General features: G+C 67.7%; 19 protein-coding genes. 9 read left to right on the forward strand and 10 right to left on the reverse strand.

Features of this window, described 5'->3' with window-relative positions; genetic code table 11:
* Positions 1-40 precede the first annotated feature (40 nt).
* Positions 41-1924, forward strand: a complete 1884-nt coding sequence (locus ABD705_RS08150; RefSeq protein ID WP_344782395.1) for an FAD-dependent monooxygenase — start codon at positions 41-43, stop codon at positions 1922-1924.
* 17 nt (positions 1925-1941) lie between these two features.
* On the opposite strand, the gene ABD705_RS08155 is transcribed toward ABD705_RS08150, so the two are convergent.
* The 3 genes from ABD705_RS08155 to ABD705_RS08165 form a co-directional block, all read right to left on the reverse strand.
* A complete protein-coding gene (locus ABD705_RS08155; RefSeq protein WP_344782397.1) occupies positions 1942-2649 on the reverse strand; it encodes a response regulator transcription factor in 708 nt (235 codons plus the stop codon).
* Entirely contained in the window at positions 2646-4259 is a 1614-nt protein-coding gene (locus ABD705_RS08160; RefSeq protein ID WP_344782399.1) for an ATP-binding protein, read from the reverse strand. The genes ABD705_RS08155 and ABD705_RS08160 overlap by 4 nt, the downstream gene beginning before the upstream one ends.
* Positions 4260-4512: 253 nt before the next feature.
* Positions 4513-6165 (reverse strand): thiamine pyrophosphate-binding protein, encoded by a 1653-nt coding sequence (locus tag ABD705_RS08165; protein WP_344782401.1) that lies wholly within the window; start codon positions 6163-6165, stop codon positions 4513-4515.
* A 270-nt stretch (positions 6166-6435) separates the two neighbouring features.
* Between ABD705_RS08165 and ABD705_RS08170 the strand changes: the two genes are divergently transcribed.
* Positions 6436-7860, forward strand: a complete 1425-nt coding sequence (locus ABD705_RS08170) for an aldehyde dehydrogenase family protein (protein WP_425562052.1) — start codon at positions 6436-6438, stop codon at positions 7858-7860.
* Here the strand turns inward: ABD705_RS08170 and ABD705_RS08175 are convergent.
* The gene (locus ABD705_RS08175) at positions 7850-8818 is read right to left on the reverse strand and encodes an AraC-like ligand-binding domain-containing protein (RefSeq protein ID WP_425562053.1); all 969 of its coding nucleotides are present in this window, start codon (positions 8816-8818) and stop codon (positions 7850-7852) included. The two genes, ABD705_RS08170 and ABD705_RS08175, sit on opposite strands and share 11 nt — an antisense overlap.
* A gap of 190 nt (positions 8819-9008) precedes the next feature.
* On the opposite strand from ABD705_RS08175, the gene ABD705_RS08180 reads away from it, so the two are divergent.
* From ABD705_RS08180 to ABD705_RS08200, 5 genes are all read left to right on the forward strand, one after another.
* Complete coding sequence (locus ABD705_RS08180) at positions 9009-10508, forward strand: APC family permease (protein WP_344782405.1); 1500 nt, start codon at positions 9009-9011, stop codon at positions 10506-10508.
* 407 nt (positions 10509-10915) lie between these two features.
* On the forward strand, positions 10916-11986 hold the full coding sequence (locus ABD705_RS08185) for a TIM barrel protein (RefSeq protein WP_344782407.1): 1071 nt from the start codon (positions 10916-10918) through the stop codon (positions 11984-11986).
* Positions 11987-12017: 31 nt separating this feature from the next.
* A complete protein-coding gene (locus tag ABD705_RS08190; protein WP_344782409.1) occupies positions 12018-13451 on the forward strand; it encodes an FAD-binding oxidoreductase in 1434 nt (477 codons plus the stop codon).
* Between the two features lie 4 nt (positions 13452-13455).
* Positions 13456-14511: a sugar phosphate isomerase/epimerase family protein gene (locus tag ABD705_RS08195; protein WP_344782411.1), complete on the forward strand. Its 1056-nt coding sequence runs from the start codon at positions 13456-13458 to the stop codon at positions 14509-14511.
* On the forward strand, positions 14508-15728 hold the full coding sequence (locus tag ABD705_RS08200) for a M24 family metallopeptidase (RefSeq protein WP_344782413.1): 1221 nt from the start codon (positions 14508-14510) through the stop codon (positions 15726-15728). Before ABD705_RS08195 ends, ABD705_RS08200 begins: the two co-directional genes overlap by 4 nt.
* A 179-nt stretch (positions 15729-15907) precedes the next feature.
* Here ABD705_RS08200 and ABD705_RS08205 read toward each other — a convergent pair whose 3' ends face one another.
* The 5 genes from ABD705_RS08205 to ABD705_RS08225 all read right to left on the reverse strand — a co-directional run bounded on the left by ABD705_RS08205 (position 15908) and on the right by ABD705_RS08225 (position 20723).
* The gene (locus ABD705_RS08205) at positions 15908-16639 is read right to left on the reverse strand and encodes an ABC transporter permease (protein WP_344782415.1); all 732 of its coding nucleotides are present in this window, start codon (positions 16637-16639) and stop codon (positions 15908-15910) included.
* Between the two features lie 63 nt (positions 16640-16702).
* Positions 16703-17701: an ABC transporter substrate-binding protein gene (locus tag ABD705_RS08210; protein WP_344782417.1), complete on the reverse strand. Its 999-nt coding sequence runs from the start codon at positions 17699-17701 to the stop codon at positions 16703-16705.
* 25 nt (positions 17702-17726) lie between these two features.
* Positions 17727-18485, reverse strand: coding sequence for an ABC transporter permease (locus ABD705_RS08215; RefSeq protein WP_344782419.1), 759 nt, complete (start codon positions 18483-18485; stop codon positions 17727-17729).
* The gene (locus tag ABD705_RS08220; RefSeq protein WP_344782421.1) at positions 18478-19305 is read right to left on the reverse strand and encodes an ABC transporter ATP-binding protein; all 828 of its coding nucleotides are present in this window, start codon (positions 19303-19305) and stop codon (positions 18478-18480) included. The genes ABD705_RS08215 and ABD705_RS08220 overlap by 8 nt, the downstream gene beginning before the upstream one ends.
* Positions 19306-19373: 68 nt before the next feature.
* Complete coding sequence (locus ABD705_RS08225) at positions 19374-20723, reverse strand: M24 family metallopeptidase (protein ID WP_344782423.1); 1350 nt, start codon at positions 20721-20723, stop codon at positions 19374-19376.
* Positions 20724-20777: 54 nt separating this feature from the next.
* Here ABD705_RS08225 and ABD705_RS08230 point away from each other — a divergent pair, with 54 nt between their 5' ends.
* Positions 20778-21464, forward strand: a complete 687-nt coding sequence (locus ABD705_RS08230; protein ID WP_344782425.1) for a GntR family transcriptional regulator — start codon at positions 20778-20780, stop codon at positions 21462-21464.
* 132 nt (positions 21465-21596) lie between these two features.
* Here ABD705_RS08230 and ABD705_RS08235 read toward each other — a convergent pair whose 3' ends face one another.
* Positions 21597-22976, reverse strand: a complete 1380-nt coding sequence (locus ABD705_RS08235) for an aminomethyl transferase family protein (protein WP_344782427.1) — start codon at positions 22974-22976, stop codon at positions 21597-21599.
* 153 nt (positions 22977-23129) lie between these two features.
* Between ABD705_RS08235 and ABD705_RS08240 the strand changes: the two genes are divergently transcribed.
* Positions 23130-24047: a LysR family transcriptional regulator gene (locus ABD705_RS08240; protein ID WP_344782429.1), complete on the forward strand. Its 918-nt coding sequence runs from the start codon at positions 23130-23132 to the stop codon at positions 24045-24047.
* Positions 24048-24327 lie beyond the last annotated feature (280 nt).

Here is a 24327-nt window from a genome sequence, read left to right on the forward strand (position 1 = left end):
TTGCAGGCCTCGACGTCGTCGTCCGAGGAAAGGATCGACAATGCAGTTCCACCACAACGGCTATGTGTCCGGCGAACCGCGCGTGCTGCCCGCCGCCGGCAGCGGCATCGACCGCCCCACCGAGCTTCCCGACGAGATGGATGTGCTGATCGTCGGCTCCGGGCCCGCCGGCATGCTGCTGGCCGCCCAGATGTCGCGGTTCCCGAGCGTGGTCACCCGCATGATCGAGCGCCGGGACGGGCGCCTGGTGCTGGGGCAGGCCGACGGCATCCAGCCGCGCAGCGTCGAGACGTTCCAGGCCTTCGGGTTCGGTCCGCACATCATCGCCGAGGCGTACAACATCGGCTGGATGAACTACTGGACCCCGGATCCCGACAACCGCGACAACATCATCCGCACGACGCGTCAGGCCGACTACGCGAAGGACATCAGCGAGTTCCCCCACCTGATCGTCAACCAGGCGCGCGTGCTGGACTACTTCGCCGAAGCCGCCCGGCGCGGCCCGGCGCGGATCACGCCCGACTACGGCATCGAGTTCGTCGGCCTCACCGTGCACAAGACGGGGGAGTACCCGGTCGAGGTGCAGGTGCGCTACGTGGCCGGCCCCCGGGAGGGCGAGGAGCGCACCGTGCGCGCCAAGTACGTCGGCGGCGCCGATGGCGCCCGCAGCGACGTGCGCGAGGCGATCGGCCGCAAGCACATCGGGAACTTCGCCGCGCACGCCTGGGGCGTGATGGATGTCACGGTCGAGACGGACTTCCCGGACTGGCGCACGAAGTGCGCGATCAACGCCGAAGCCGGCAACATCCTGCACATCCCGCGCGAGGGCGGGTACCTGTCCCGCGTGTACGTCGACCTGGGCGAAGTGCCCGAGAATGACCACCACCACGTGCGGTCCACGCCGCTGGAGAAGATCGTCGAGAAGGCGAACGAGATCCTGCACCCGTACACGATCGAGGTCAAGCAGGCCGCCTGGTACAGCGTCTACGAGGTGGGACACCGCGTCACCGACAAGTTCGACGACGTCGATGTGGACGCCGATCACGCGCCGCACGTGTTCCTGATGGGGGATGCCTGCCACACGCACTCGGCCAAGGCCGGGCAGGGCATGAACGTGTCGATGCAGGACGGCTTCAACCTGGGCTGGAAGCTGGGCCTGGTGCTCACCGGTCGCAGCCCCGAGGCGCTCCTGTCGACCTATTCCGCCGAGCGGCAGCCGGTCGCGCAGGAGCTCATCGACTTCGACCGGCAGTGGTCGTCGCTGATGGCCCGCAAGCCCGAAGAGATCGACGACCCGCAGGAGCTCGCCGACTTCTATCTGGCCACCAGCGAGTTCCCGTCCGGGTTCATGACGCAGTACTCGCCGTCGATGATCACCTCAGGCAGCGCCCACCAGCAGCTGGCCGCGGGCTTCCCGCTGGGCAAGCGGTTCAAGTCCGCCGAGGTCGTGCAGGTGTGCGACGGCAACGTCACCCACCTCGGCCACCAGCACCAGGCCGACGGCCGCTGGCGGATCTATGCGTTCGCCGACCGTCCTGGCCAAGGCGAGGCATCCGCCCTCGGCGACTGGGCGCAGTGGATGCAGACCTCGCCCGACTCGCCCGTGGTCCGCTACACGCCCGCCGGTGTGGACGAGGACGCCGTGTTCGATGTGAAGGTCGTCTATCAGCAGCCGTTCGAGCAGATCGACGTGACGGCCGCCCCCGATGTCTTCCGGCCGCGCTGCGGCCGGCTGCAGCTGCGCAACTGGGAGCGCGTGTTCGCCGCCGGCGAGGGCATCGACATCTTCGACGAACGCCAGATCTCGCGTGACGGCGCCGTGGTCGTGGTGCGTCCCGACCAGTACGTGGCGGCGGTCGTGCCGCTGGCGGCCACCGACGAGCTGGCGGCGTTCTTCGCGCAGCACATGCTCGACGCGCACTGAGGGGCGGACCCGGCCGCTCAGGCCCCGGACCCGCCGCGGTAGCGGTGCTCGGGGCGGCCGGTGGTGCCGTAGCGCAGTCGCAGCTCCACCGCGCCCTGCTGCGCGAGCGCTGAGAGATAGCGCTGCGCGGTCGGGCGGCTCACGCCGATCGCGCGGGCGACGTCGACGGCCGACACGTCGGCATCGGCCCCGCGGACGAAGTCCTGCACGAGCCGCATCGTCTCGGCCGACTGCCCCTTCGGAGGAGTCGTGATCGTGCCGGTGCGCATCAGCTGGAACAGTCCGTCCACCTGCTGCTGGTCGGCTTCACCACTGCCCGAGTCCAACTGCGCGAGCCGGAAGTGCAGGTCCCGGAACGCAGTCAACCGCTCGGCGAGAGCAGCGAATCGAAACGGCTTGACCAGGTAGTGCACGGCGCCCTGGGTCATCGCGGAGCGGATGTGCGAGAGATCGCGCGCGGCCGTGATCACGATCACGCCCGGCGGCTCCGGCTCCTCGCCCAGGTCGTGCATGATCTCCAGCCCCGACCCGTCGGGCAGGTAGAGGTCCAGCAGCACCAGGTCGGGCCGCTGCTCGCGCACCTGCGCCAGGGTGTCGGCTGCCGTGTGCGCGACCGCGGTCACCTCGAATCCGGACACCTTGTTCACGAACTGCGCGTGGATGCCGGCGACTCGCACGTCGTCGTCGACGATCAGGGTGCGGATCGGCGGAAGCTGATCGGTCACGGCGTCACCGCCGCCGGCAGGCTCGACGGGCGAGCGGGGGCGCGGCGCGGCAGCCACACCGTGAAGATCGCGCCGGGCCCGTGCGAGACGTCGATGCGTCCGCCGTGCTGTGCGACGATCCGGTGCACCAGGGCAAGCCCCAGCCCGCGGCGGCGTGCACCGTCGGCGGGCTTGGTGCTGAAGCCGTCCTCGAACACCATGGCCGCGGCTTCGGGCGGGATGCCGGGGCCGCTGTCGCGCACCTGCATCTGGATCTCGCCACCCTCGGGCCGGATGTCGACCTCGACCCATCCCGGCTGGACGCCGGCCACGGCCGCATCGATCGCATTGTCGACGAGGTTGCCCAGCACTGTCAGCAGCAGCCGGGCGTCGGCCTCCGCCTCGCCGAGTTCGGACCCGTCGGTCAGGGTCAGTGTGATGCCGCGTTCGCCCGCGACGACCGACTTCGCCACCAGCAGGCCGACCAGCTGGGGGCTGGCGATCTGCCGCTGCAGCCGCGCCGCGAGGTCGGTCGCCGTCGCGGACAGCTCGGCGACATAGGCGGTGGCCTCTTCGATGCTGCCCAGCTCGAGCATTCCGGACAGGGCGTGCACCCGGTTCGCGAACTCGTGCTGCTGCGCGCGCAGCGCGTCGGTGAGGCCGCGCACGTTGTCCAATTCGCGCAGCAGTCCCTCCTGCTCGGTGCGATCGGACACGGTGATGACGTGGCCGAGGTCGCGACCCTGCAGGGTCACCGGCATCCGGTTCATCACCAGGCAGTGCTCGTCGGTGAGCACGACCAGATCGGCGCCGCCGACGTCTCCGGTGAGCACGTCGCGGGCGCGGCCGGGCGGCACGAGGTCGGCGACGACGGCGCCCTGCCCCGGCTGCCGGATGCCCAGCAGTCGCCGCGCCTCGTCGTTGATCAGGGCGACCCGGTCGTCGGGGCCGAGCCCGATGACGCCCTCGGCGATGCCGTGCAGCATGGCAACCCGCTCCTGCAGCAGGGTGGCGATCTCGCCGAGCTCGAGCCCGAAGGTCTGGCGCTTCAGCCGCCGCGCGAGGATCAGCGAGCCGGCGACGCCGACCAGCAGCGCGATGCCGGAGTACAGCGCGATCGACGGCAGCAGCTGCCACAGCCGCAGCGCGATCTCTTCGGCGTCGATGCCGACCGAGACCTCGCCGACGATGCGGTCGGATTCGTCGCGCAGCGGCACCTTGGCCCGCGCCGAGAGGCCGAGCGTGCCGCGCTCCATGTTCACGACCGTCTCGCCGGACAGCGCCGGTTCGGGGTCGGTGGACACGCGCTCGCCGAGCCGGTCGGGCACCGGGTGCGAATAGCGGATGCCGTTGTCGTCGGTGACCACGACGAACAGCGCACCGGTGGACCGGCGGACCGCCTCGGCCCGACTCTGCACGGTGCCGTCGGGGTCGTGCGCGAGCACCGCGTCGGCGATGCCCGGCTGCACCGTCACAGTGTTCGCGATGGCCAGCGCGCGCTCTTCGAACTGGCGCACCAGCAGCTCGTGCGACTGCCACAGCGACAGCCCGAAGCCGACCAGCAGCGCCAGGAACAGGATCACCAGCTGGGTGCGCAGGATGCTCGCGGATAGGCGACTGTTGCGTGCCATCGGTGCTCCCGCCCTGCCTCTCCGCCGTTCTCGGCCGTGTCCGTTCGCCTGGTGCGCCGACCTGCGCGAGCCTGCGCATGCATGCGGCGCGGCGCCGGCAATGCCGCGCACGCTCGGGCGCTCGCGACAGTGTGACGCACCAGAGGCCATTGTCGCATCCCGGCACCCGTGCGATGCGCGCCCTACGCGCCACCACTTCCGCGAGAATCAGCGTGCCGGCCGACGATCGGCGCGACGCCCGGGGTCGGGCCCGCTACGAGTTCACCCGGATGATCTCCTGTTGGTAGGGCGCGATCACGCTCGACGAGATGCGGCAGTCCAGCAGCAGGAACGGGCGGTCGGATGCCGGCCGGGCGGCCCATTCGGCGAGCCGGTCGAGATCGGCCAGGGTGCGCACCACGACGCCTTCGGCACCGACGGCCGCGCCCAGGGCGGCGAAGTCGACCTCGGGGATCAGCATCGGCGCTTCGGCGAGGCCCTTCAGACCGTACAGGTTCACTTCGGCGCCATACGCGCCGTCGTTCCATACCACGGCCATGCCGCGACCGCCGGCGACCCGTACCGACGTCTCCAGATCGGGCAGGGCCATCAGGCCGCCGCCGTCACCGGTGGTCAGCACGATCGTCGCGTCCGGATTGCCCAGGGCCGCGCCCGGCAGCGAGGGGAAGCCCTGCCCGATCGCCTGGAACGCCGTGCCGACCATGATCATCCGATCGGGCGAGGCAACCGGCCAGTACATGTTCGCCCAGCCGATGAAGTGGCCGCCGTCCGAGACGACGACGCGGTCCTGCGGCAGCAGCTGCCCGATCCGAACGGCCACCGAGCGCGGGTCGAGTCGGCCGTCGGCGGCCAGCTCGTCACCGGGTTCGCGTGCCGTGAGCGCCGCGATGTCGACGCTCTCGCGCCAGCGGCTGGGCGTCGCCGCCAGCGCGTCGAGCTCGGCCACCAGGGCCGCCGCGACGACGGCCGCGTCGCCGCGGATGTACCCGCCGACGTGCGGGTGCGTGGCCGCCGGCGCGACATCCACCTGCACGAGCCGGGTGCCTGGGTCGAACAGGTCGCCGAAGCGCATCGTGAACTGATTCAGGGATGCCCCGAATACGACCGCGATGTCGGCCTCGCGCACCAGCGCCATGGCGCCGTCGGCGCCGAATCCGCCGGCGACGCCCAGATCGTAGTGCGCGTCCGGGAAGGTGCCGCGACCCAGGGCGGTGGATGCCGTGACGGCGCCGGTCGCGGCGGCCAGGGCGCCGAGCGCGTCGCCGGCATGGGCCAGCCAGGCTCCGCGGCCGGCGAGCAGGAACGGGCGCTGCGCGCCGGCCAGGGCGCGCGCGAGGTCGGCGATCGCGGCGGACGCGAACGGTCCGCGCGGAGCCAGCGGCTCCGGCAGCACCGGCTCCGGGGCCGCCGGCACGGCACCGGCCTCGAGCTGAGCGACGTCGTACGGGATGGCGAGCACGGTCGGCACCCGGTACGCGAGCGCGTGCTCGATCGCGATCACTGTGGTGGCCGCGGCATCCGCTCTGCCGACCGTGTAGGTGCGCGCACCGACCGCCGACGCCATCGCGATCTGGTCGACATCCCACGGGCGCGGGCCGGATGTCGGCTCGTCGCCGACCACCAGGATCAGCGGAATGTGCGCCTGCACGGATTCGGCCAGCGCCGTGAGCGTGTTGGTGAACCCGGCGCCATAGGTCGCGGTCGCTGCGGCGATCCGTCCGGATGCGCGGAAATGCGCGTCCGCGGCGACGACGGCACCGGCCTCGTGGCGCATCGCAGTGTAGGTCGCGCCGGTGTCACGCTCGAGCGCGTCCAGGAAGTAGGCGTTGCCGTTGCCCATCACCCCGAAGACGTGGTCGATGTGGCCGGCGAGGGTGACGGCGACGTGCGCAGAGACGGTGGGCATGGGGGGCCTTTCGAGACATAACGGAAGAGGAACCGTATATGTCTCGCCCGCCGGCAGCGGCGCGTGCGAGCTTCGTGCCCCTTTTTCGGGCACCGGCGGCGCGACGGCCGCCGGACGATCTCCATCCTACGGGCCGGCCGGCAAGCGTTCGCGCACAGACATCATCGGCGCACGGGGCGACAATCCCGTGGTGCGCCGGAGGGCGCACAATGAAGGAGAGTCCGCGGCCGGCTGCCGCCGGGCCGTGTGCGACGTTCGAAGGAGACACCGATGTCCGAATCCACGATGACCGCTGAAGAGACAGTGCTGCTTGATCGCGTGCAGGCGCCGGTAGGGCAGGGGCGGGAGATCCTGGATGCGGCGACCCGGGAGCTTTTGGGGCGGGCGCCGGTGCAGTCGGTGGCGGATCTGGATGCCGCCATCGCGCGGGCGCGGGCGGCGCAGCCGGGCTGGGAGGCGGCCGGGCACGAGCAGCGCAGCGCGCTGCTGCTGCAGGCCGCGGACGCCCTTGACGCGAACGCCGAGGCGCTGGCGCGGATCCTGTCCCGGGAGCAGGGCAAGCCGCTGAACGGGCCGAACGCCCGGTTCGAGGTGGGGGCGTGCTCGGCATGGCTGCGCACCGCGGCATCCACGGTCCTTGAGCCCGAGGTGGTCGTGGACGATGGGCAGGTGCACGCCGAGCTGCACTACCGGGCGATCGGCGTGGTCGGGGCGATCGGTCCGTGGAACTGGCCGATGATGATTTCGATCTGGCAGATCGCGCCGTCGCTGCGGATGGGCAACACGGTCGTGCTCAAGCCCAGCGAATACACCCCGCTGAGCGTGCTGGCGATGATCGCGGTGCTCAACGAGGTGCTGCCCGCGGACGTGCTGATTCCGATCTCGGGTGACCGCGAGGTCGGCGCCCGCCTTGCCGCGCACCCCGACATCGACAAGGTGATGTTCACCGGCTCCACCGCCACCGGCCGCAAGATCATTCAGAGCTCCGCCGGCAACCTGGCCCGGCTGACCCTGGAGCTGGGCGGCAACGACGCCGGCATCATCCTGCCCGGCACCGACCCGGCCGCGATCGCGCAGGACCTGTTCTGGGGGGCGTTCATCAACACCGGCCAGACTTGCGCGGCACTGAAGCGCCTGTACGTGCACGACTCGATCTACGACCAGGTGGTCGATGAGCTGAAGAAGATCGCCGAGCAGACCCCGATGGGCAACGGGCTGGACGAGGCCAACGTGCTCGGCCCGCTGCAGAACAAGCAGCAGTTCGACATCGTCAGCCGACTCGTCGAGGACGCCAAGGCCCAGGGCGGGCGGATCGTGACCGGGGGCGCCCCGGCCACCGAGCTGGGCGAGCTGTTCTACCCGGTCACCCTGGTCGCCGATGTCGGCGACGGGGTCGCGCTCGTGGACGAAGAGCAGTTCGGTCCCGCGCTGCCGATCATCAAATACACCGACGTGGAAGACGCCATCGCCAGCGCGAACCGGCTCGACGCGGGCCTGGGCGCCTCGGTATGGGGCGACCGCGACCAGGCCCGCACCGTCGCCGCGCGCATCCAGTCCGGCACCGTGTGGATCAACTCGCACGGCGGCGTGCACCCGATGATCCCGTTCGGCGGCGTGAAGGGCTCCGGCTACGGCCTCGAGTTCGGCGTCGAAGGCCTCAAAGCCGTCGCCGTCCCCCAGATCATCAACGGCTGAGGGCCGAATGCGGCATCGCGCGGTACGCGCTGGGGGAGATGCCGTAGGCCGTCTTGAACACGCGGCTGAAATGCGGAGCATCGGCGAAGCCCCAGCGGGCGGCGATCTCGGCCACGGTGCGGCCCGCGCACAGTGGATCGGTGAGGTCGCGCCGGCACCGGTCGAGTCGTCGGGTGCGGATCCACGTCGACACGGTCGTGTCCTGCGCGCGGAACAGTCCGTGCAGGTGTCGGGTCGAGATGAAGTGCGCTGCGGCGATGGATGCCGGGGACAGATCTGACGAGGACAGGTTCTGGTCGATGTGCGCACGGATCCGCTGCATCAGCGCACGGTGCGGATCCGCGCCCGCGCCGTCCAGGCCCAGCTCGCCGGTGAAGACCGTGGTGACCAGATCCAGTGCGCTGTGCGCGAGCCGTGCGCCGGCGGAACCGGTCAGCTGGTCGAGGTTGACGGCGAGCTGGCGAAGGTACGGGGCGACCACGGCACCCAAGCCCTCGCTGCCCGAGATGCGCACAGCGGTCAGCTCTCCGACGAGCTCGGGAGGCAGCGTGATCAGATGTCGCGGGAACATCACCACCATGGTGCGGAAGTCCTCGTCGAAGACCAGCGAGTAGGGGCGGCTGGTGTCGTAGACGGCGAGGTTGCCGGGCTCGAGCAGGGCTTCGCGCCCGTCCTGCACGAGCAGCCCGCGCCCGGCCAGCATCATGCTGACCTTGAAATACGGCTGGTCTCCACGGGCGATCAGCTCGGGGGTGCGCTCGATCACATGCGGCGTCGCCTGCAGATCCGTCACATGCACCTGGTCGACTCCGGCTCCGCGGATCATGCCGTGGAACGCGGTGTGGCGCGACGGCGTCACGCGCAGCGGCACGAACGAGGCGTTCACCGCCACGCGGAAGTCGCTGACATCGTGCACGCGGACAGTCGCAACGGGTTCGGGCCTCGTCGTCGCTGACACGGCTTCATCACCTCGCCTGTTCAGACCTTTGGCGGCATTGTATACGATCAATGGCGCGAAACCCAGAACACGGCCGTGCTCGTGCTGACAAGGTCCGTGCTCCACCGGGCAAGCATCGGAATGCTGAGTCGGCGAGGATGGAACCGCCACGATCTGCCAGCGTGCGCAGAAGCATCGAAGGAGCTGCTCAATGTCTGCACCCACCACCTCCACCACACGCACCGCCGCGCACCGTCGGCTGGGCGTGTTCGCCGTGGCGTTCATGATCGTCGCCGCCTCTGCGCCGCTCACGGTCGTCGCCGGTGGCGTGACGAGTTCGCTGTCGGTCACTCATGTCAGCGGCATCCCGTTCGGCTATATCGTGCTGGCGATCGCGCTCGGAATCTTCGCGATCGGCTACGCCGCGATGAGCCGGTTCATCACGAACGCCGGTGCGTTCTACTCGTATGTCGCACAGGGGGCCGGCCGGCCCCTCGGGATCGGCTCGTCGGTGCTCGCGCTCATCGCCTACAACGCGATGCAGATCGGCATCTGGGGCATGTTCGGATTCCAGATCTCGTCGTTCATCCAGGAGAAGACGGGGTGGGCGAGTCCCTGGTGGCTGTGGGTGCTGATCGGGATCGTGGTCGTCGGCATCATGGGCGTGAACCGCGTCGATCTGTCGGCGAAGGTCCTGGGCGTCCTGGTCGCACTGGAGTTCGTCGTGGTGATCGTCTTCGACGTGGTGTCGTTCGCGAACCCCGCCGAGGGCTTCAGCGCCGCACCGGTGACGCCGTCGGCACTGTTCGTGCCGGGGGTCGGTGCCGTGCTCGCCTTCGGGATCGCGGCGTTCATGGGATTCGAATCGGCCGCCATCTACGGCGAGGAGTCCAAGGATCCCAAGCGCACGATCCCGCGGGCGACGTTCCTGGCCGTGTGCGTGATCGGTGTGTTCTACGCGATCTCGTCGTGGGCGCTGACCCTGGCAGTGGGGCCCGGCAAGGTCGAAAGCCCTGCTGGCATCACCGCCGACGAGGCCGGCCCGCCGCTGTTCTTCAACTTCGTCGCCGAGCACCTGGGCGTGATCTGGGTCGACATCATGTCGGTGCTGTTCATCACGAGCCTGTTCGCCGCGCTGGTCAGCTTCCACAATGCCGTCTCGCGGTACTCGTTCTCGCTGGGCCGCGAGGGCGTCCTGCCCGCCGTGCTGGGCACCGTCCGGGTCCGCAGCGGCGCGCCGTGGGCAGGTTCGATCGTGCAGAGCATCGTCGCGGTGATCGTGATCATCGGCTTCGCGATCGGCGAGCTGGGATGGAACGCCGACAATGGACCGTTCGCGGTGCTCACGCTGTTCACCTGGCTGACCAATCTCGGTGCTTTCGGGCTCGTGCTGCTGATGGTGCTCGTCTCGATCGCCGTCATCGGCTACTTCGGGCGTGACCGGCGCGATGTGGGTGTCGGCAGCAGGCTCGTGGCGCCGATCGTGGCGATCGTCGCACTCGGCACGGTCTGGGTGCTCATCCTCATGAACTGGAACGTGATGCTCGGGCAGACCGAGAGCACGCCCACGACGTTCATCCTCCCGGCCGTTCTGCTGGTGCCCTCGATCGCCGCGGTGTTCTGGGGACTGTGGCTGCGCCGCGCCAAGCCGGACGTCTACCGGCACATCGGCCACGGCGCCGACGAGGCGCAGGCGACCCGGCTGGGCTGACCAGCCTCCGGTTGCCGCGCCCGCGGGTGCGGCATCCGGCCCGCTTCGATCGACCGGCATCCGCATGATGCAGGGGTGATCGCCGCACGGCGGGTGCTGCCGTACGCAACCCGCGTCTTGCCGAGTCGATGGCGGGCTGTCCGTCGCGGGAGAGATGCGCGGTCGCGCCCGACGGCGCTGTCCTCGTTCGACGAGTACTACCTCTCGTGCGCTGCGTAGCCCAGTTTCTGGGCACGGACGGATCCGCCGCCGGACATCACCGCATGTAGCGTGCGGTGCCCCGATCACGCGTCTTGACAGCGGAAGAGTTATTAAGGCATTCTGTATACCAAGCGTTTCTTGTGTCCCGTTCATCGCCCGCCGGTCGGTGGCGGTCCTGGACCAGTGGGGCCGGAACGGCTGAGATCATGGAGGGGCAGATGGGCCGAATCGGTGCAGACGTGAAGTTCCGGGACGGTGGCTGCCGGCTGGCGGAAACGCCGATCATGGCCGCTGAGACGCTGGCTCGTCTGGGCTTCGGCGGAATTCTTGTCCGCACCATTGATGAAGCGTTTCCCACGCTCGACGAGGGTGACATTGAGGCATTCGGCCGAATGACCGATACCCTCGGAATGTTCGTGCGGATGGGCATCGGCAAGATCAACCCCTATATGACAGCTGAGCTGCCTCGCGTGCGGATTCTCGGCGAAGGCAGCTACCTGGCCGGGATGCAGCGCATGATTCGTTTGTGCGGCGTACGCGGCTGGACCGAAGTGTGGACAGCCGTCGGCGGTTTCAAGCCTGACCTCGCCACACCGTTCTGCTTCGATCGCTTTCGAACGGACGTCACCTGGCCACAGCAACTGGAGGCTACGTCCGCGTTCATCGAGAAGCTCGCACCGACGCTGCGGGCGGAGGGTGTGCGGCTGAACATTGAAACGCACGAAGAGATCACGACGCACGAGCTCGTCCGGCTCGTCGAGGATCATGGGAGCGACATCGTCGGTGTGTGCTTCGACCCTGCGAACCTTCCGGTGCGCGGCGAAGCCGTGCTGCCAGGCGCTCGGCGGGTTGCGCCCTTCGTGCACCTGACTCATCTGCGGGACATCATCATGGCGCGCACGGATGCCGGGATTTCACGTTTCCTGATGCCAGCCGGCGATGGGCAGATCGATTGGGATGCGCTTCTGGGCGTGTTCGCGGCACGCGAAGACGTAGACCTGCTGGTCGAGGGGGTCGGCGGCACGCGTGCGGAGATGATTCTTCAGCCTGATGACGATTTCTGGCGAGCCGCACACCCCGATCTGGACGCCGACGAGATCTCGGAGCTGACGGAACTGGCGGACCGTCAGGCCGAACGTGCGGCAGCGGGGATCGGTCCCGACCTCGCAGCGCTGCGAACCAACGGCGACGTGGATGGCGAGTACCGCGAGTTCCTGACCCGATCCCTGGCGGCGTTGAAGCTCCGCCTGCACGCGGTGACGCCGCTCGCCGATTGACACCGAGAGACCAAGACACAAAGGAGAACACATGATCGACCTGACGCGACTGCGGGATGCCGTGGATTGTGACGTGGTCCTTCCGGACGAACCGGGGTATGAGTCACTCCGACATGTCTGGAATGCCGACATCGACCAGTACCCTTCGGCTATCGTGCGCTGCACGACCGCGGAGCACGCTGCAGCCGCACTCCGCTGGTGCGTCGACAACGATGCGCCGGTGACGGTGCGCGGCGGCGGCCACAACCTCGCCGGCACGGCCGTGGCTGACGGTAGTGTTCTGATCGACACAGGCCTCATGCGCACGGTTCGCGTCGACACAGACGCTCGCACCCTGACCGTCGGCGCGGGATGCCGGTGGGGGGACGTCGATCGTGCTGCCGAGCCGTACGATGTGGCATTGCCGGCCGGAGTCGTTTCACACACCGGCGTCGCCGGCCTCACGCTCGGCGGCGGCATCGGCTACTTGTCCCGGATGTTCGGTGCGACTGTGGATCATCTCCAGGAGGTCGAGCTCGTCACCGCGGACAGCGTCATCCGCCGGGTCAACGCCCACGATGAGCCTGAGCTGTTCTGGGCCCTGAAAGGGGCGGGGCACAACTTCGGGATCGCGACAGAGTTCGTCTACCGCTATGTCGATATCCCTGGTCTGGCGACCGTCCGGCTCGCCCTGTACCCCGCCGACCGGCGTCGCGACATCCTCCGACAGTTCCGCGAGCTGGGGCCCGCGATGCCCGACAACGTGACTACGTACGTCCGGCTGTACCGCTGCCCGCCGTATTGGAGCCAGGTGCCTGCCGCGCACCGTGGCACCCCGATCATCTCGGTCGCGACTGTCACCTACGGCGATGTGGCCGACGAACCATCGCTCACGGCGCCGATGTTCGATCACGGCGAACCCCTTTATACGAGCGTGCGCAGCATCCCACACGTGACACTGCAGCATTCCACGGACGACGAGTTCCGCTACGGGCTGCGACACTACTGGCGGCACGTGTCGTTCCGGGATCTGCCCGATGAGCTCATCGACCTGGCGATCGACCACGCCGACGCATACCCGGGCCGACCGCTGAACTCGAGTTCTTTCATCACCCACCAGGTGATGTGCCCATTCGAGCTGATCGCCGGCAAGCTCACGCCACGGGACCACTCGAACGATTCGACCACCGGCATCCACTCTCGATGGGCCGGAAATATCGGCGCCGATTGGGAGTACCCCGACGAGCGACCCGAGCTCGTCGCATGGGTCAAGCGCTTCACAGCGGCAATCGCGCAGTGGGAGAACGGCAGTTACATCAACTTCACCTCGGAGCACAGCGATGCCCAGGGGGCACGCAGTATCTACGGGGAGAAATACGATCGGCTGGCGCGGGTCAAGACCGAATATGACCCGCGCAACGTCTTCGCGCACGGACTGGTCGACCTCGAGGAGCTCGATCAGTCGCTTGCCTCTGCTGCGAGCTGAGCCGATGCGAATCGGCGCGGACAGCACCAAGTTCCCGGGAGCGGTGCGGCTGAACCCGGTTGAGCTGATCGACCGGGCCGCCAAGCTCGGTCTGGAAGGCGTCTACTTCCGCTCGATCCTTGAGCTCAGCCCTACGCTCGACCGCGCTCAACTGCAGGATGTGTCGCAGCAGGCCAGGGAACGCGGCATGCGTCTGGAGGCGGGGATCGGGAAAGTCAATCCGTTCTCGACCCCCGAAGCGCCCCACATCCGAAAGCTAGGCGGCGGTGACTACCGCCGCGCCCAGATCATGATGATAGAGGGCGCCGCGGCGATCGGCATCCACGAATTGTGGAGCGCGCTGAGCAACTACCAATTCCATCTTTCCGGGTTGTATGCCTTCGATCGGTTCCGAACCGACGTGGACTGGCCGGCACAGTTGCGGGCCACCACCGCGTTCCTGAAGGGGTTGGCCCCCGTGCTGCGAGCCAACGGCACGCACGTCAACGTCGAGACGCATGAGGAGATCACCTCCTTCGAGCTTGTGCGCATCGTCGAGGAGGTGGGACCGGATGCGGTCGGCATCACGTTCGACACAGCCAACGTTGCGGTGCGCGGCGAGTCACCCGCCGCCGCCGCCCGACGGGTTGCGCCGTACGTGCGGGCCACGCACGTGCGCGACGTCGCGCTGGTGCGGGAGTCGGATGGCCTGCGTCGCTACCTCGTTCCGGTCGGCGAGGGTGTGATCGACTGGCGGGCGGTGCTGGACGCGCTCGCACCGGCTGCGCCGATGCTGTCGATTGAAGGGATCATCGCCAGCCGCGCGGGGATGTCCGTTCCGGTGTTCGACCCGCGCTGGGCGCCCAACCACCCGGAAATGGTGATTGCCGAGCGGGACGAGCTGCTCGCGCTGGCCGACGACTACCAGCGGCGCGCGCACGAGGGTGAGGTGCCCGATGCGACGGCGCTGGCAGGACCTGTCGAGCCAGACGAGCCACGACGGTTCCTCGAGAACAGCATGCGCGCCCTGCGCACTCTGCTCGCAGGTACCCGACCATCCATGAGCAAGGAGACAGCATGACCGATCAGTATCCCACCCTCTCCCTGGCCGAGCGCGACCGGCGCTGGCAGAATGTGCGCGAGATGCTCGTGCGAGAGGAACTCGACGGCGTCGTGGTGTTCGGCAACGGCCGGAACGTCGCCGACTCGTACCTGACCAATGAGGCCCGCAAGTCGATCACTCTGCTTACGCTCGACGATGACCCCGTGATGTTCCTCGGCGACGTACCATTGGATCGCTACGACGTTCCTGGCCCGCGCTGGCCGCGCTGGGTCGCCGACTGGGTCGCCGGTGACCCGATCGGAAACCTCGTCGCGCACGTGCGGGCCCGGGGTCTGGCCGCGTCGCGTCTCGGCATAGTGGGGCTGACGAGCCGTGCCGTCGGGGAGTGGGCTGGAGTCGTCTCGCACACCACCTGGAAGCGCGTCGATGCCGCACTGCCAGACGTTCGTTGGGCTGACGTCGCGGACACGTATGAGTCGATGGCGATCATTCTGGGCGATGAGGAGCAGGCGATGCTGCGCAAAGCTGCGCAGCTCGGTGAGCGTGGGTGTGCGGCATTTGTCGGAGCTGCGCGCGAGCGACGCAATGAGCACGAGATCGCCGCGGCATCGTTCCAGGCCATCATCGCCGGTGGGGGCTGGGTGCGTTCGCCGTTCATGCTGGAGCGGGCCGGAGCGAGCATGTTCGCCTGGGCCGTCCCGGAGTGGTTCGCCATGGGCGGCGCGCCGCACATTCTGCAGCCGGGCGACACGATCGCCGCGGAGATCTTCGCGTTCTACGGCGGCATCGAATCGCAGCAGCAGATCGACGTGAGCATCGGCGAGCCGAGTCCGCTGCTGCGCGAGCTCGAGAAGGTATGCCGCGATTCATATGAGGCGGGTCTGGCGGCGCTGCGACCGGGCATGCGGTTCTCCGAGCTCGCCGCCATCATGGAGGCTCCGCTGCACTCGTCGAAGACGTGGAACACCGGCCCGATGGTGCAGACGGTTCCGCCTATCTACAATTCCGGCACACGGCTGAACCCCGGCGTGGACCCCGCCCTAGCCGTGCTGCCGCAGCTGCCGCTCGGGGTGGGACTGGATGGCGACTTCGTCATCGAGGTCGGGCACGCGTTCGCGTTTGAGCCGAATGCCGTGCGCGACGGTCAGCGCGTGTGCGTCGGCGGAACGGTCCTGCTCTCCGATCGCGGCGTCGAAGAGCTCAACACGCTGCCCAACCACCTGGTCGTGGTCTGATCACACGCGCGAGGACCGTCCGGCGGAAGCAGTCGACCCTCGCGCGCGTGTGCCGATCGGGCGCCAAGAGGTGGGCATCACCACGGCGATCGTGGTGCTCCTCGGTCTTTGTAGGAGAATGCGAACGGTCCCGGCGATCCCGGCATTTGAGGATGCCGGGACCGTTCGCATTCTGCGGGTCAGGCCTTCCAACGTCCAGCGCGACGCTCGACGATGGCCAGCAGGATGTTGATCACGATGGCCGCGATGCACACCACCGCCACGAGTGCGTACAGCTTGTCGATCTGCAGCGCGCCCGAATAGGTGCCGATCTGTCGGCCGACGCCTCCCGAGGATACGAGCAATTCTGCGATGAGGATGCCCAGCAGGCACAGGCTCGCGCACAATCGCATGCTCGTCACCGCCGACGGGAGAACTGCCGGGATGACGGCATACCGGACCACCGCCCAGCGACGGCCGCCCATCGCGCGCACGGCCTGGGGCAGGTTGGACCGGTACCCGTCCACTGCAGCAAGGATCCCGATCACCACCGGCAGCATGCCGTGGGTGACGCCGAACACGATCTTCGACTCCGCTCCTGCTCCCAGGAAGAGCACGAACAATGCGTAGATCGCGACCTGCGGCACCGAGACGAACAGCTGGAAGAGGACCAGCCCGCTTCGTCGCGAAAGCGGTGTCACTGCAAGTACCGCTGCGATCGCGGTACCGAGGACGATCGAGATCACGAACGCGATGCCGAACTCCCACGCGGTCAGTGTCAGTGCTTCGCGCGCCGAGACGTCCTGAAGCATGGGCACCAATCCGGCGGCGATCTCGCCGGGCGAGAGCAGGAAAATGCTCCCCTCGCGCGCGAAGGCGGCCCCCACTTGCCACGTGGCCAACGCCGCGAGGATAGTGCCCCAGCGCAGCATCCCAATCCGCAGTTTCCTCGAAGGCCGTCGGTAGGGGAGGAGGGCCGCCAGCGAAGCCATCGGCTAGTCCGTCTTCACCGGGAGGAACTCGTCGGTGTAGAAGTCCGACAGGGATGGGGAAGTCTTGGCCAGTCCGAGCATCGGCAGGAATTCCGCATAGGTCTCAAGGCCCGCGGTGCTCACCTCGCCGGCGTCCGACCAGCGTGGCACAGTCGCCTCGTACACGGCACCGACGTTCTCCTGGGGGACGTTCAGCCGTTCGACGAACGCCTTCTCGGCGAACCCGCGGTCTTCCTTCATCAGCGTCACGGCCTGGAAGAACGCGGCCAGGAACGAGCCGATGACCTCCTTGTGTGAGGAGATGTATTCCGGCTGTGCCAGCACCGCCGAGTACTGGTCCTCGGGAAAGACGTCGGCCACCGTGGCGATCGTGCGCAGCTTCCCCTGGCTTTCGAATGTGATGGCCGAGTTGGGTACCCACTGGAAGACGTCGATGTCGCCCCCGCCGGCCTCGACCGCCGCGGTCAGGCCATCGGGGCCGATCGCAGCCGCCTTGAACTTGTCCGACGGGACCCCGGCGCGGTCGGAGGTCAGCCGCGCGACGAAGTCGGTCACGCCGCCGAAACGCCCGATGCCGAACGTAGTGGCGGCGTCCAGCTCGGAGATGTCGGAGATCGTGGAGGAGTCCGGCACCATAAGAGCAGACGGATTCGTGCCTCCGATGCCGGCGACGATCTTCATCGGGATGCCCTTCGCGCTAGCGGCGACTGCGTCGATGGCGCCGCATACGCCGACGTCGACGCTGCCACCGACGATCCCCTTGACCATGTCGGCACCGCCCTGGAATGAAACGATCTCGACGTCGAGGCCTTCATCGGTGAAGAATCCGCTCTCCTGCGCCACATAAGGCGGAAGCGCGAGGTCGGCGTCGTTGGGTACGCAGATGCCGGCTTTCAGCTTCGTCAACGCGGTGGCATCGCCCGATGCGGTGGGCGCGGCGGACGGCGACGAACAGGCCGTCGCGATCAGCAGTACGACGCCGAACAACACGACAGCGGACACGGGTCGGGATTGATGCATGGTGTTCCTACTTTCTCGAGATCGATCGGATGATCAGGGACAGGGCGATGGAGAGCACAGCGGTGAGGATCAGGGCGGTGAGCACATAGGCGTACACGTCGACGGACAGGTACGTCTCGCTGGCCACCGCGAGTCGGTAGCCGAGTCCCGCGGTGCTGCCCAGGATTTCGCCCCCGAACACGGCGAGCGTGCACAATGCCAGACCAAGACGCAGTCCCGCGAGGATCTCGGCCAGGGCACCGGGGATGATGACGGTGACCAGTTGCTGCAAACGGCTGGCACCCATCGCGCGGGCGGCGAGCATGAGGTTGTTCGGGACCGCGGAGGCACCCGCGATGGCTGCCAACACAATGGGGAAGAACCCATTCAGCGTTCCGAATGCGATCTTCGAGGCGTCTCCGATCCCGAACACGAGAAGCAGCACCGGGTACAGTGCGAACAACGGCACCGCCGACAGGTTCGCCAGCAGCGGCGTGTAGGCAAGGCTCGTCCCACGCGAACGGCCGATCGGCACGCCGATGAGCAGGCCGGCGACCATCGCGATCGCGAACGCCGCGAGGATGCGCAACGTCGTCACCGCCAGGCTCTCCCAGAGCGCGGCAGTCGTGGACATCTCGACCAAGCGGATTGTGACGGCGCCCAAGTCGGGGAGGATCAGCGGGTCAATGATCTCGAGCCGGGATACGCCCATCCATGCCGCCAGCACGGCGAGCAGGAAGACGGCGACGACGGCGACGTGCTGGCGATCTAGCCGCGCGCTACGCACCGGTCGACTCCGAGTACAGGCCGTTGAACAGCGTCTGCTGGATCCGCTGCCCGACAGCGCCGGTGACCTGGTCGGGATGCCGCGGCCGGGTCAGCGGCACGTCGATGATCTCCTTGATCGCACATGGCCGCTTGGATAGGAGAACGATGCGCGTGGACAGGAACACGGCCTCCTGCAGGCTGTGGGTGACGAAGACGATGGTCTTGCCGGTCTGCTCCAGGATGCGCGCCAGCTCCGTGCCCAGGATCAGGCGGGTCTGCTCGTCAAGGGCCCCGAACGGCTCGTCCAGCAGAAGCACTTCGCTGTTGGAGACGAGCCCGCGGGCGACCGCGACCCGCTGCTGCATCCCGCCCGAGAGCTCTCGCGGGTAGCGATCGGCCTCATCGGCCAGCCCAACCAGTTCAAGGGCTTCCAGTGCCCGCTGCCGATGCTGGCGGCGCGGCACCGACGTGAAGCGCAGTGCGATCTCGACATTGGCCAGCGCCGTGCGCCACGGGAACAGCGCGAAGTCCTGGAAGATGTAGGAGATATCGCGCGGCCGCGGACCGGTCAATGGCTCGCCCAGCACCGTGACAGCACCCGTTGTCGGCTTCTGCAGGCCGCCGATCGCGCGCAGGATCGACGTCTTGCCGCACCCGGATGGCCCGATCAGAGTCAAGAACTCACCGCGGCGCACATCAAGATCGAAGCCGGCCGTGACATCGACGCGCTCATCGTCGTTGCGCAGGTATGAGATGGACAGATCACGGATTGAGATCGCGGCCTCTGCTGATGCGCGGTGCCAGTCGACCCGCTCCGGGTCGCTCGTGGTGGTGATCATCGAGATCTTCTGCCTTCGGGTCGCGAACGCGGCGCGTTCTCGTCGGTTGAGGGTGTCACGGGCGGAGATCAGCCGGAGACGCTGGTCAGGTTCGTGGCCAGGTGGTTTAGCTCTTCCACGCCGTCGGCGGTAACGATGACTGACCCACCGACCGTGACGCGGTGCGGTCCGTCGCACGCGTTCGGTTCCAGCGCGAACACCATGCCCTCGACGATCACGCCGTCGCCGGTGCGTGGGACGGGGGCCAGGCCCCGGAACCGCTCACGATCGGGCAGCCGATCCAACCCGTGGCAGAGAGCGCCGTTGAGCACGATCGGGTTCAGGCTCTGCACCTGAGGCGCGATGTGCCAGAAGCCGGCGTCCAGCACGACTTTCTGCATCGCCTGGTCGATGTCCGCGAACGTGGCGCCGGGCTTGATGGCGGCGATCCCGGCGTGGTAGGCATCGCGGGTGGCAGAGGCCAGGGCGGTGTGCAGCCGGTCCGGTGCACCGATCGAAACCGTCATCTGCTGCTGGGTCTCGAGCCCGCCGTAGATCGAGAAGATCTCGGCATTGACGAGATCTCCGGTCTTGAGCGTACGGGCCGCACCGGGGTCATAGGTCCACGCCGGCTGACTGATCGTGAAATGCTCCGTACCCGCGCGCATCAGCAGGTTGGGTGCGGATGTCACGGCGCCGTTTGCGTACAGGACCCCCATCACAGCCGCGTATACCTCGGTTTCGCGCGCTCCAGCGAAGATGGCGGCCTGCATCGCCTCGCAGGCATGTTCGCCGATGTGCGCGCTCTCACGCACCAGCGATAGCTCCTCAGCGCTCTTGGGCAGCATCGCCATGGCATAGTCCCACCAGACGTCGACGAACTCGGCGTGGGGGGCGCCATGGCTCACCGCCTCCCACAGCGGGTAGGGGATGACCCCGTGCGGCTCGCCTGGGATATTGCTGGCAAGGCCTAGCACCCCGATGCGTCCGCGACCGATCCGCATTTCGGCGAGTGTGTCGACGATACCCTGGTCCAGGCGCACCGCACGCACGTCGTCGATCCAGTACGTGCGCTCACGACCGACCGCATCGGTACGGCCGGTGATCTTGGTGGGCACCCAGGTCAAGTGCACGGGTGCGCCTACGCGGGGGAAGACGACGACTCCGTCCATCAGGTCGTTCGCAAGATAGAGCTCGAAGCGCTCTCTGCTCTTCAGGCCGGCCACGATCAGTCCGTCCAGATTGTGCTCGTCCAGGAAGCGGCGCGTCATCGCCCAGCGGCGGTCACGTTCATGCAGCGTCAGGCTTGGGCCCGGCGACGGCGTACGGAGGGGATCCATGCACTCTCCTTCGTTGGAGGTTGTCTGCGATATAGTATACAAAAAACCAGATTCAAGCAACCTGTGTGTCCGGCGGTCACGGTCGGGGCCACGGGGCATGATGGCACCAGGCCGGCAGACACGCGTTCTCGCGGGCCGGACGATCGGAGGAACATGACGACAACGTCCGACGCGCCGCATCCGGTGGGGCTGCGGCATCGTTCGCTCAAGTCCGAACTGATCGATCAGATCCGGCTCGACATCGTGCAAGGCCGTCTCAAGCCTGGCGAGCGGCTGATCGAACGGGTTCTGTCGGAGCGTTACGAAGTGTCCCGGGTGCCTCTGCGCGAGGCGATGCTGCGTCTGGAGGCTGAGGGCTTCCTGACCCTGGCTCCACGCCGCGGTGCGACCGTTGCCACGTTCACGGTAGAGGGCGTAGAGGACCTGTTCGATGTTCGCGAGCAGTTGGAAGCGCTGGCTGCACGCCTGGCGGCCGAGCGCGCGAATCCGGAGTCGCTCGCAGTGTTGGGACGTGCGTTGTCTGAGAGCGAGGAGGCGACAGCAGCCGACGACCGCGAACGCCGCAGTTCGTCCAACGCCCACTTCCATGAGTCGATCATCGACATGGCCGGCAGCCCATTGCTCAGCTCGATCATGCTCCCCATCGGTGCCCGCGTGCGCTGGTTGTTCGGCTTCATGAGCAGTTCGGAGTCGCCGACCCTCCTCAGTGAGCACCGGCGCCTGCTGGAGCTGATTGGGGGCGGCGAGGCCGCCGCCGCATCGGAGTTTGCGCGCGCTCACGTGGCGGCCACGCGCAAGCACACCCTCGACTCTCTGGCTGAGCTCATCCACCATGGCTGAGACCGTTGCCCGACCAGGACCACACTGCTGCCATCTCCCAGATCGTCAACGGCTGACGACCCGGGCAGGCGAGGAGGGGGCGAATGCGACATCGACCCCTCCACCTCGCGCGGCCCACCGGATGTGTTGGAGTCAGGCGTTCGCCTTGTATGCCGCGCGCGCGAAATCGCCCATCGGCGCTGGCGCGACGACAGCGCGGATCTCGAACTGGCGATGCTCATCGACCCGGAGCTTGTCGGACATCGGGTCCTCGCCCCACACCACGGTCACAGTGCTGCCGGGCTCGCCGGCCTCGGCGTCGACGATCGCGGGTGACAGGATGCGCCGGTGAATGGCTGAGAAGTCGGGTCGTGTGGAATGCCCGACGAGCCGTCCGTCCACGAGCACGCTGTCGTATTGGAGCGATGCGACACGCGCCATCGGGGCCTGCATGAACAGCCCGGGCGTCGTCCCGATGTCAAAGAACGAGCGGTACACCGCGATCACGTCCTCCGGGTCCCAGATCAGGGTGACCTTCTTGCGCCGCGTGGATGCGCCGCTGTCGATCATCGCCTGCAGGGCGTCGCGCCCGACGAAGTCGCGGGTGAGTGAGACCGAGCGGCCGTAGTCCAGTGCGAACGGATCCACATAGTAGTCAGCGATGTCGGTCGAGAAAAAGCTGCCTCCCAGCGGCGCGGTGGCCTCGAAGGATGTGTCTGAGAGCCAGTTGCGATAGTCCGCATACTCCGGATCACTGTAGATGGCGGGCACGATGAGCGGGATGTAGGCAGAGTGCGAGCCGGTCGTCAGGTAGGCGGAACCACCCACCTGTTCCATGCCGTGCTCCTCACCGGCGGCCACGACAGCGTCAAACACCGCGTCGCGATCTTCCCAGTCGCCCCAGAACTCGTAACCCGGCTCGGCGGCCATGCCGTGTCGCAGCAGTCCGATCCTGCGGTCGGCGATCTCGGCTTCGCCGATATTGAAGAAGCCGAGCTTCGGAGGTTCGGTACCCAGAGCGGCGCGCATCACAGCGAGCGCGTTCGGCCCCTGCAGCTGGAACCGGAACCGAGTCGGGTTCCCCGGGCGGGTCAGCGAGGTGCCCTCGCGGGAGTATCGGATGTCGAGGTCTGGGTGCGTCTGAATGTTGTATTCGACCCAGTCCATGATCGGGTGCGGCCCCACCAGCAGGATCTCGTGGCCCAGAGGAAACAGGATCCCCTGGCCGATGAGCTGGCCGTTCACGTTGCATGCCACCAGCTGCTTCGCCTTGCCTGGACCGAACGTCGAGAAATCGTTGGCGCCCACGATCTCCAGCAGGGGCACTACGCCGCTGCCGGTCATCGATATGGACACCATGTGGTGCGACTGGTCGAACAGGGCGCAGGTCTGGTCCCACGCGCGCTGCTCTGCCCGCCAGTTGGAGATCTCCGGTGACACCTCGGGCACGACCTGGGGAACGCTGCGCGAGTTGCGCAGCAGGTTCACGGCACCGCCGGCCTGCTCGAGGGCCTGTGCGAGTGTAGACGTCATCGCCTGTCCTTTCTGTCCGCGCGTCGCGCGACGATTCAGTGCAGATCGACGCCGTGTCGGAATCGATCCGTGCTTCTATTCGATGTGTAGTCGGAACAAGTCACAAGCGACGGTGTCTTTAGACTCGATAAGCAATGGTTAAGGGAGCGTGCCGTGGAGCGCAGACAGCTTGAGTACTTCGTCGCGGTGGCGCGCCTGGGCAGCCTCGCCGTGGCGGCGCGCGAACTGCGCGTCACCCAGCCGGCGTTGTCGCAGGGGATCCGCCAGCTGGAGTCGCACCTGGGTTGTGAACTGTTCCACCGGGTGCCGCGCGGGATGCAGCTCACCGCCGCTGGGAGGGCTCTGGTGGAGCCGGCAGGCCACGTGCTGGCCAATCTGGCGGTCGCCCGTGCCGTCATCGCGGACGTGGTCGGACTCAAGAATGGGACCATCGATGTCGCCACGCTGCCGGGTCTGGTGATGGAACCGTTAGCAGACTGGATCCGCGTCTTCCGCGCCACGGCCCCCGGGGTGCGGGTGAACCTGCGTCAGTTCGACACCTCGGACGAGGTTATCGCCGCAGTGCGCTTGGGCGAGGCGGAACTGGGCTTGACCATCTCGGTGCCACCGCCATCGGTGTCACTGGTGTGCCGGCGGGTCGCCGCACAGGAGCTCGTGGCCGTCCTGCCGGCGGGCACGAGCGTCGGCGAGGACGTCTCGGTAGAGGAGATCGTCGGGTTCGGCATGGTCGTCGGCGGTGAGCAGCTTGTGGCTGAGATCCTGGGGTTCGGCGCCGCCGCAGCCAGCGGCGGACAGCTCGCTGTGTCGGATCTGGTGGCCCACACCGAGGAGGCGACCGGCCGGCGGATCGTGGCGGTGGATGTGGAACGACGTGAATCCGCACTCGCACTGATCCTGGCGGGAGTGGGCGCGGGGATACTCCCGCGGGCGTTCGGCGAGGTCGCCGCCGCTCGTGGTGCCGCTGTTCGACCACTGCGCCCGCCGATCGTCCGTGATGTGCATCTGGTTTGGCGGGACGCCCCGCTGACACCCACCTGTCGAGCGTTCTTGAAGGTGATCGATGTGCTATAAGGAATCCCTCAACAGGTATCAGCGATGCCGATTGATTTTCGTTTGACATGCACGTTCTGTGTGTGGTCGCATTCCACTATGACCGCCGGGGTGGCCGCGGTCGTCCGGGATGGGGGAGCACCGACATGGCACGTATCATGCCCGCGCGTGACAGGACGGCGGCTTTGCGGCTGTTGGAGGGTTTCTCGTTGGAGATGACGGGGAAGGATGTCCCGGGTCTGTTGGAGGCGCGGGAGGTGATCCCGCAGGGCACGAAGGTCAATGTGACGTTCCTGGGTAA

It is taken from the genome of Microbacterium kribbense, assembly GCF_039537285.1.
In the GTDB taxonomy this organism is placed as follows: Bacteria; Actinomycetota; Actinomycetes; order Actinomycetales; family Microbacteriaceae; genus Microbacterium; species Microbacterium kribbense.

Coding starts and splice junctions, on each gene's coding strand:
- ABD705_RS08150 (WP_344782395.1), top strand. CDS start 41: ATGCAGTTCCACCACAACGGCTATGTGTCCGGCGAACCGCGCGTGCTG.
- ABD705_RS08160 (WP_344782399.1), bottom strand. CDS start 4,259: ATGGCACGCAACAGTCGCCTATCCGCGAGCATCCTGCGCACCCAGCTG.
- ABD705_RS08165 (WP_344782401.1), bottom strand. CDS start 6,165: ATGCCCACCGTCTCTGCGCACGTCGCCGTCACCCTCGCCGGCCACATC.
- ABD705_RS08170 (WP_425562052.1), top strand. CDS start 6,436: ATGTCCGAATCCACGATGACCGCTGAAGAGACAGTGCTGCTTGATCGC.
- ABD705_RS08180 (WP_344782405.1), top strand. CDS start 9,009: ATGTCTGCACCCACCACCTCCACCACACGCACCGCCGCGCACCGTCGG.
- ABD705_RS08185 (WP_344782407.1), top strand. CDS start 10,916: ATGGAGGGGCAGATGGGCCGAATCGGTGCAGACGTGAAGTTCCGGGAC.
- ABD705_RS08190 (WP_344782409.1), top strand. CDS start 12,018: ATGATCGACCTGACGCGACTGCGGGATGCCGTGGATTGTGACGTGGTC.
- ABD705_RS08195 (WP_344782411.1), top strand. CDS start 13,456: ATGCGAATCGGCGCGGACAGCACCAAGTTCCCGGGAGCGGTGCGGCTG.
- ABD705_RS08200 (WP_344782413.1), top strand. CDS start 14,508: ATGACCGATCAGTATCCCACCCTCTCCCTGGCCGAGCGCGACCGGCGC.
- ABD705_RS08205 (WP_344782415.1), bottom strand. CDS start 16,639: ATGCTGCGCTGGGGCACTATCCTCGCGGCGTTGGCCACGTGGCAAGTG.
- ABD705_RS08220 (WP_344782421.1), bottom strand. CDS start 19,305: ATGATCACCACCACGAGCGACCCGGAGCGGGTCGACTGGCACCGCGCA.
- ABD705_RS08225 (WP_344782423.1), bottom strand. CDS start 20,723: ATGCCCCGTGGCCCCGACCGTGACCGCCGGACACACAGGTTGCTTGAA.
- ABD705_RS08230 (WP_344782425.1), top strand. CDS start 20,778: ATGACGACAACGTCCGACGCGCCGCATCCGGTGGGGCTGCGGCATCGT.
- ABD705_RS08235 (WP_344782427.1), bottom strand. CDS start 22,976: ATGACGTCTACACTCGCACAGGCCCTCGAGCAGGCCGGCGGTGCCGTG.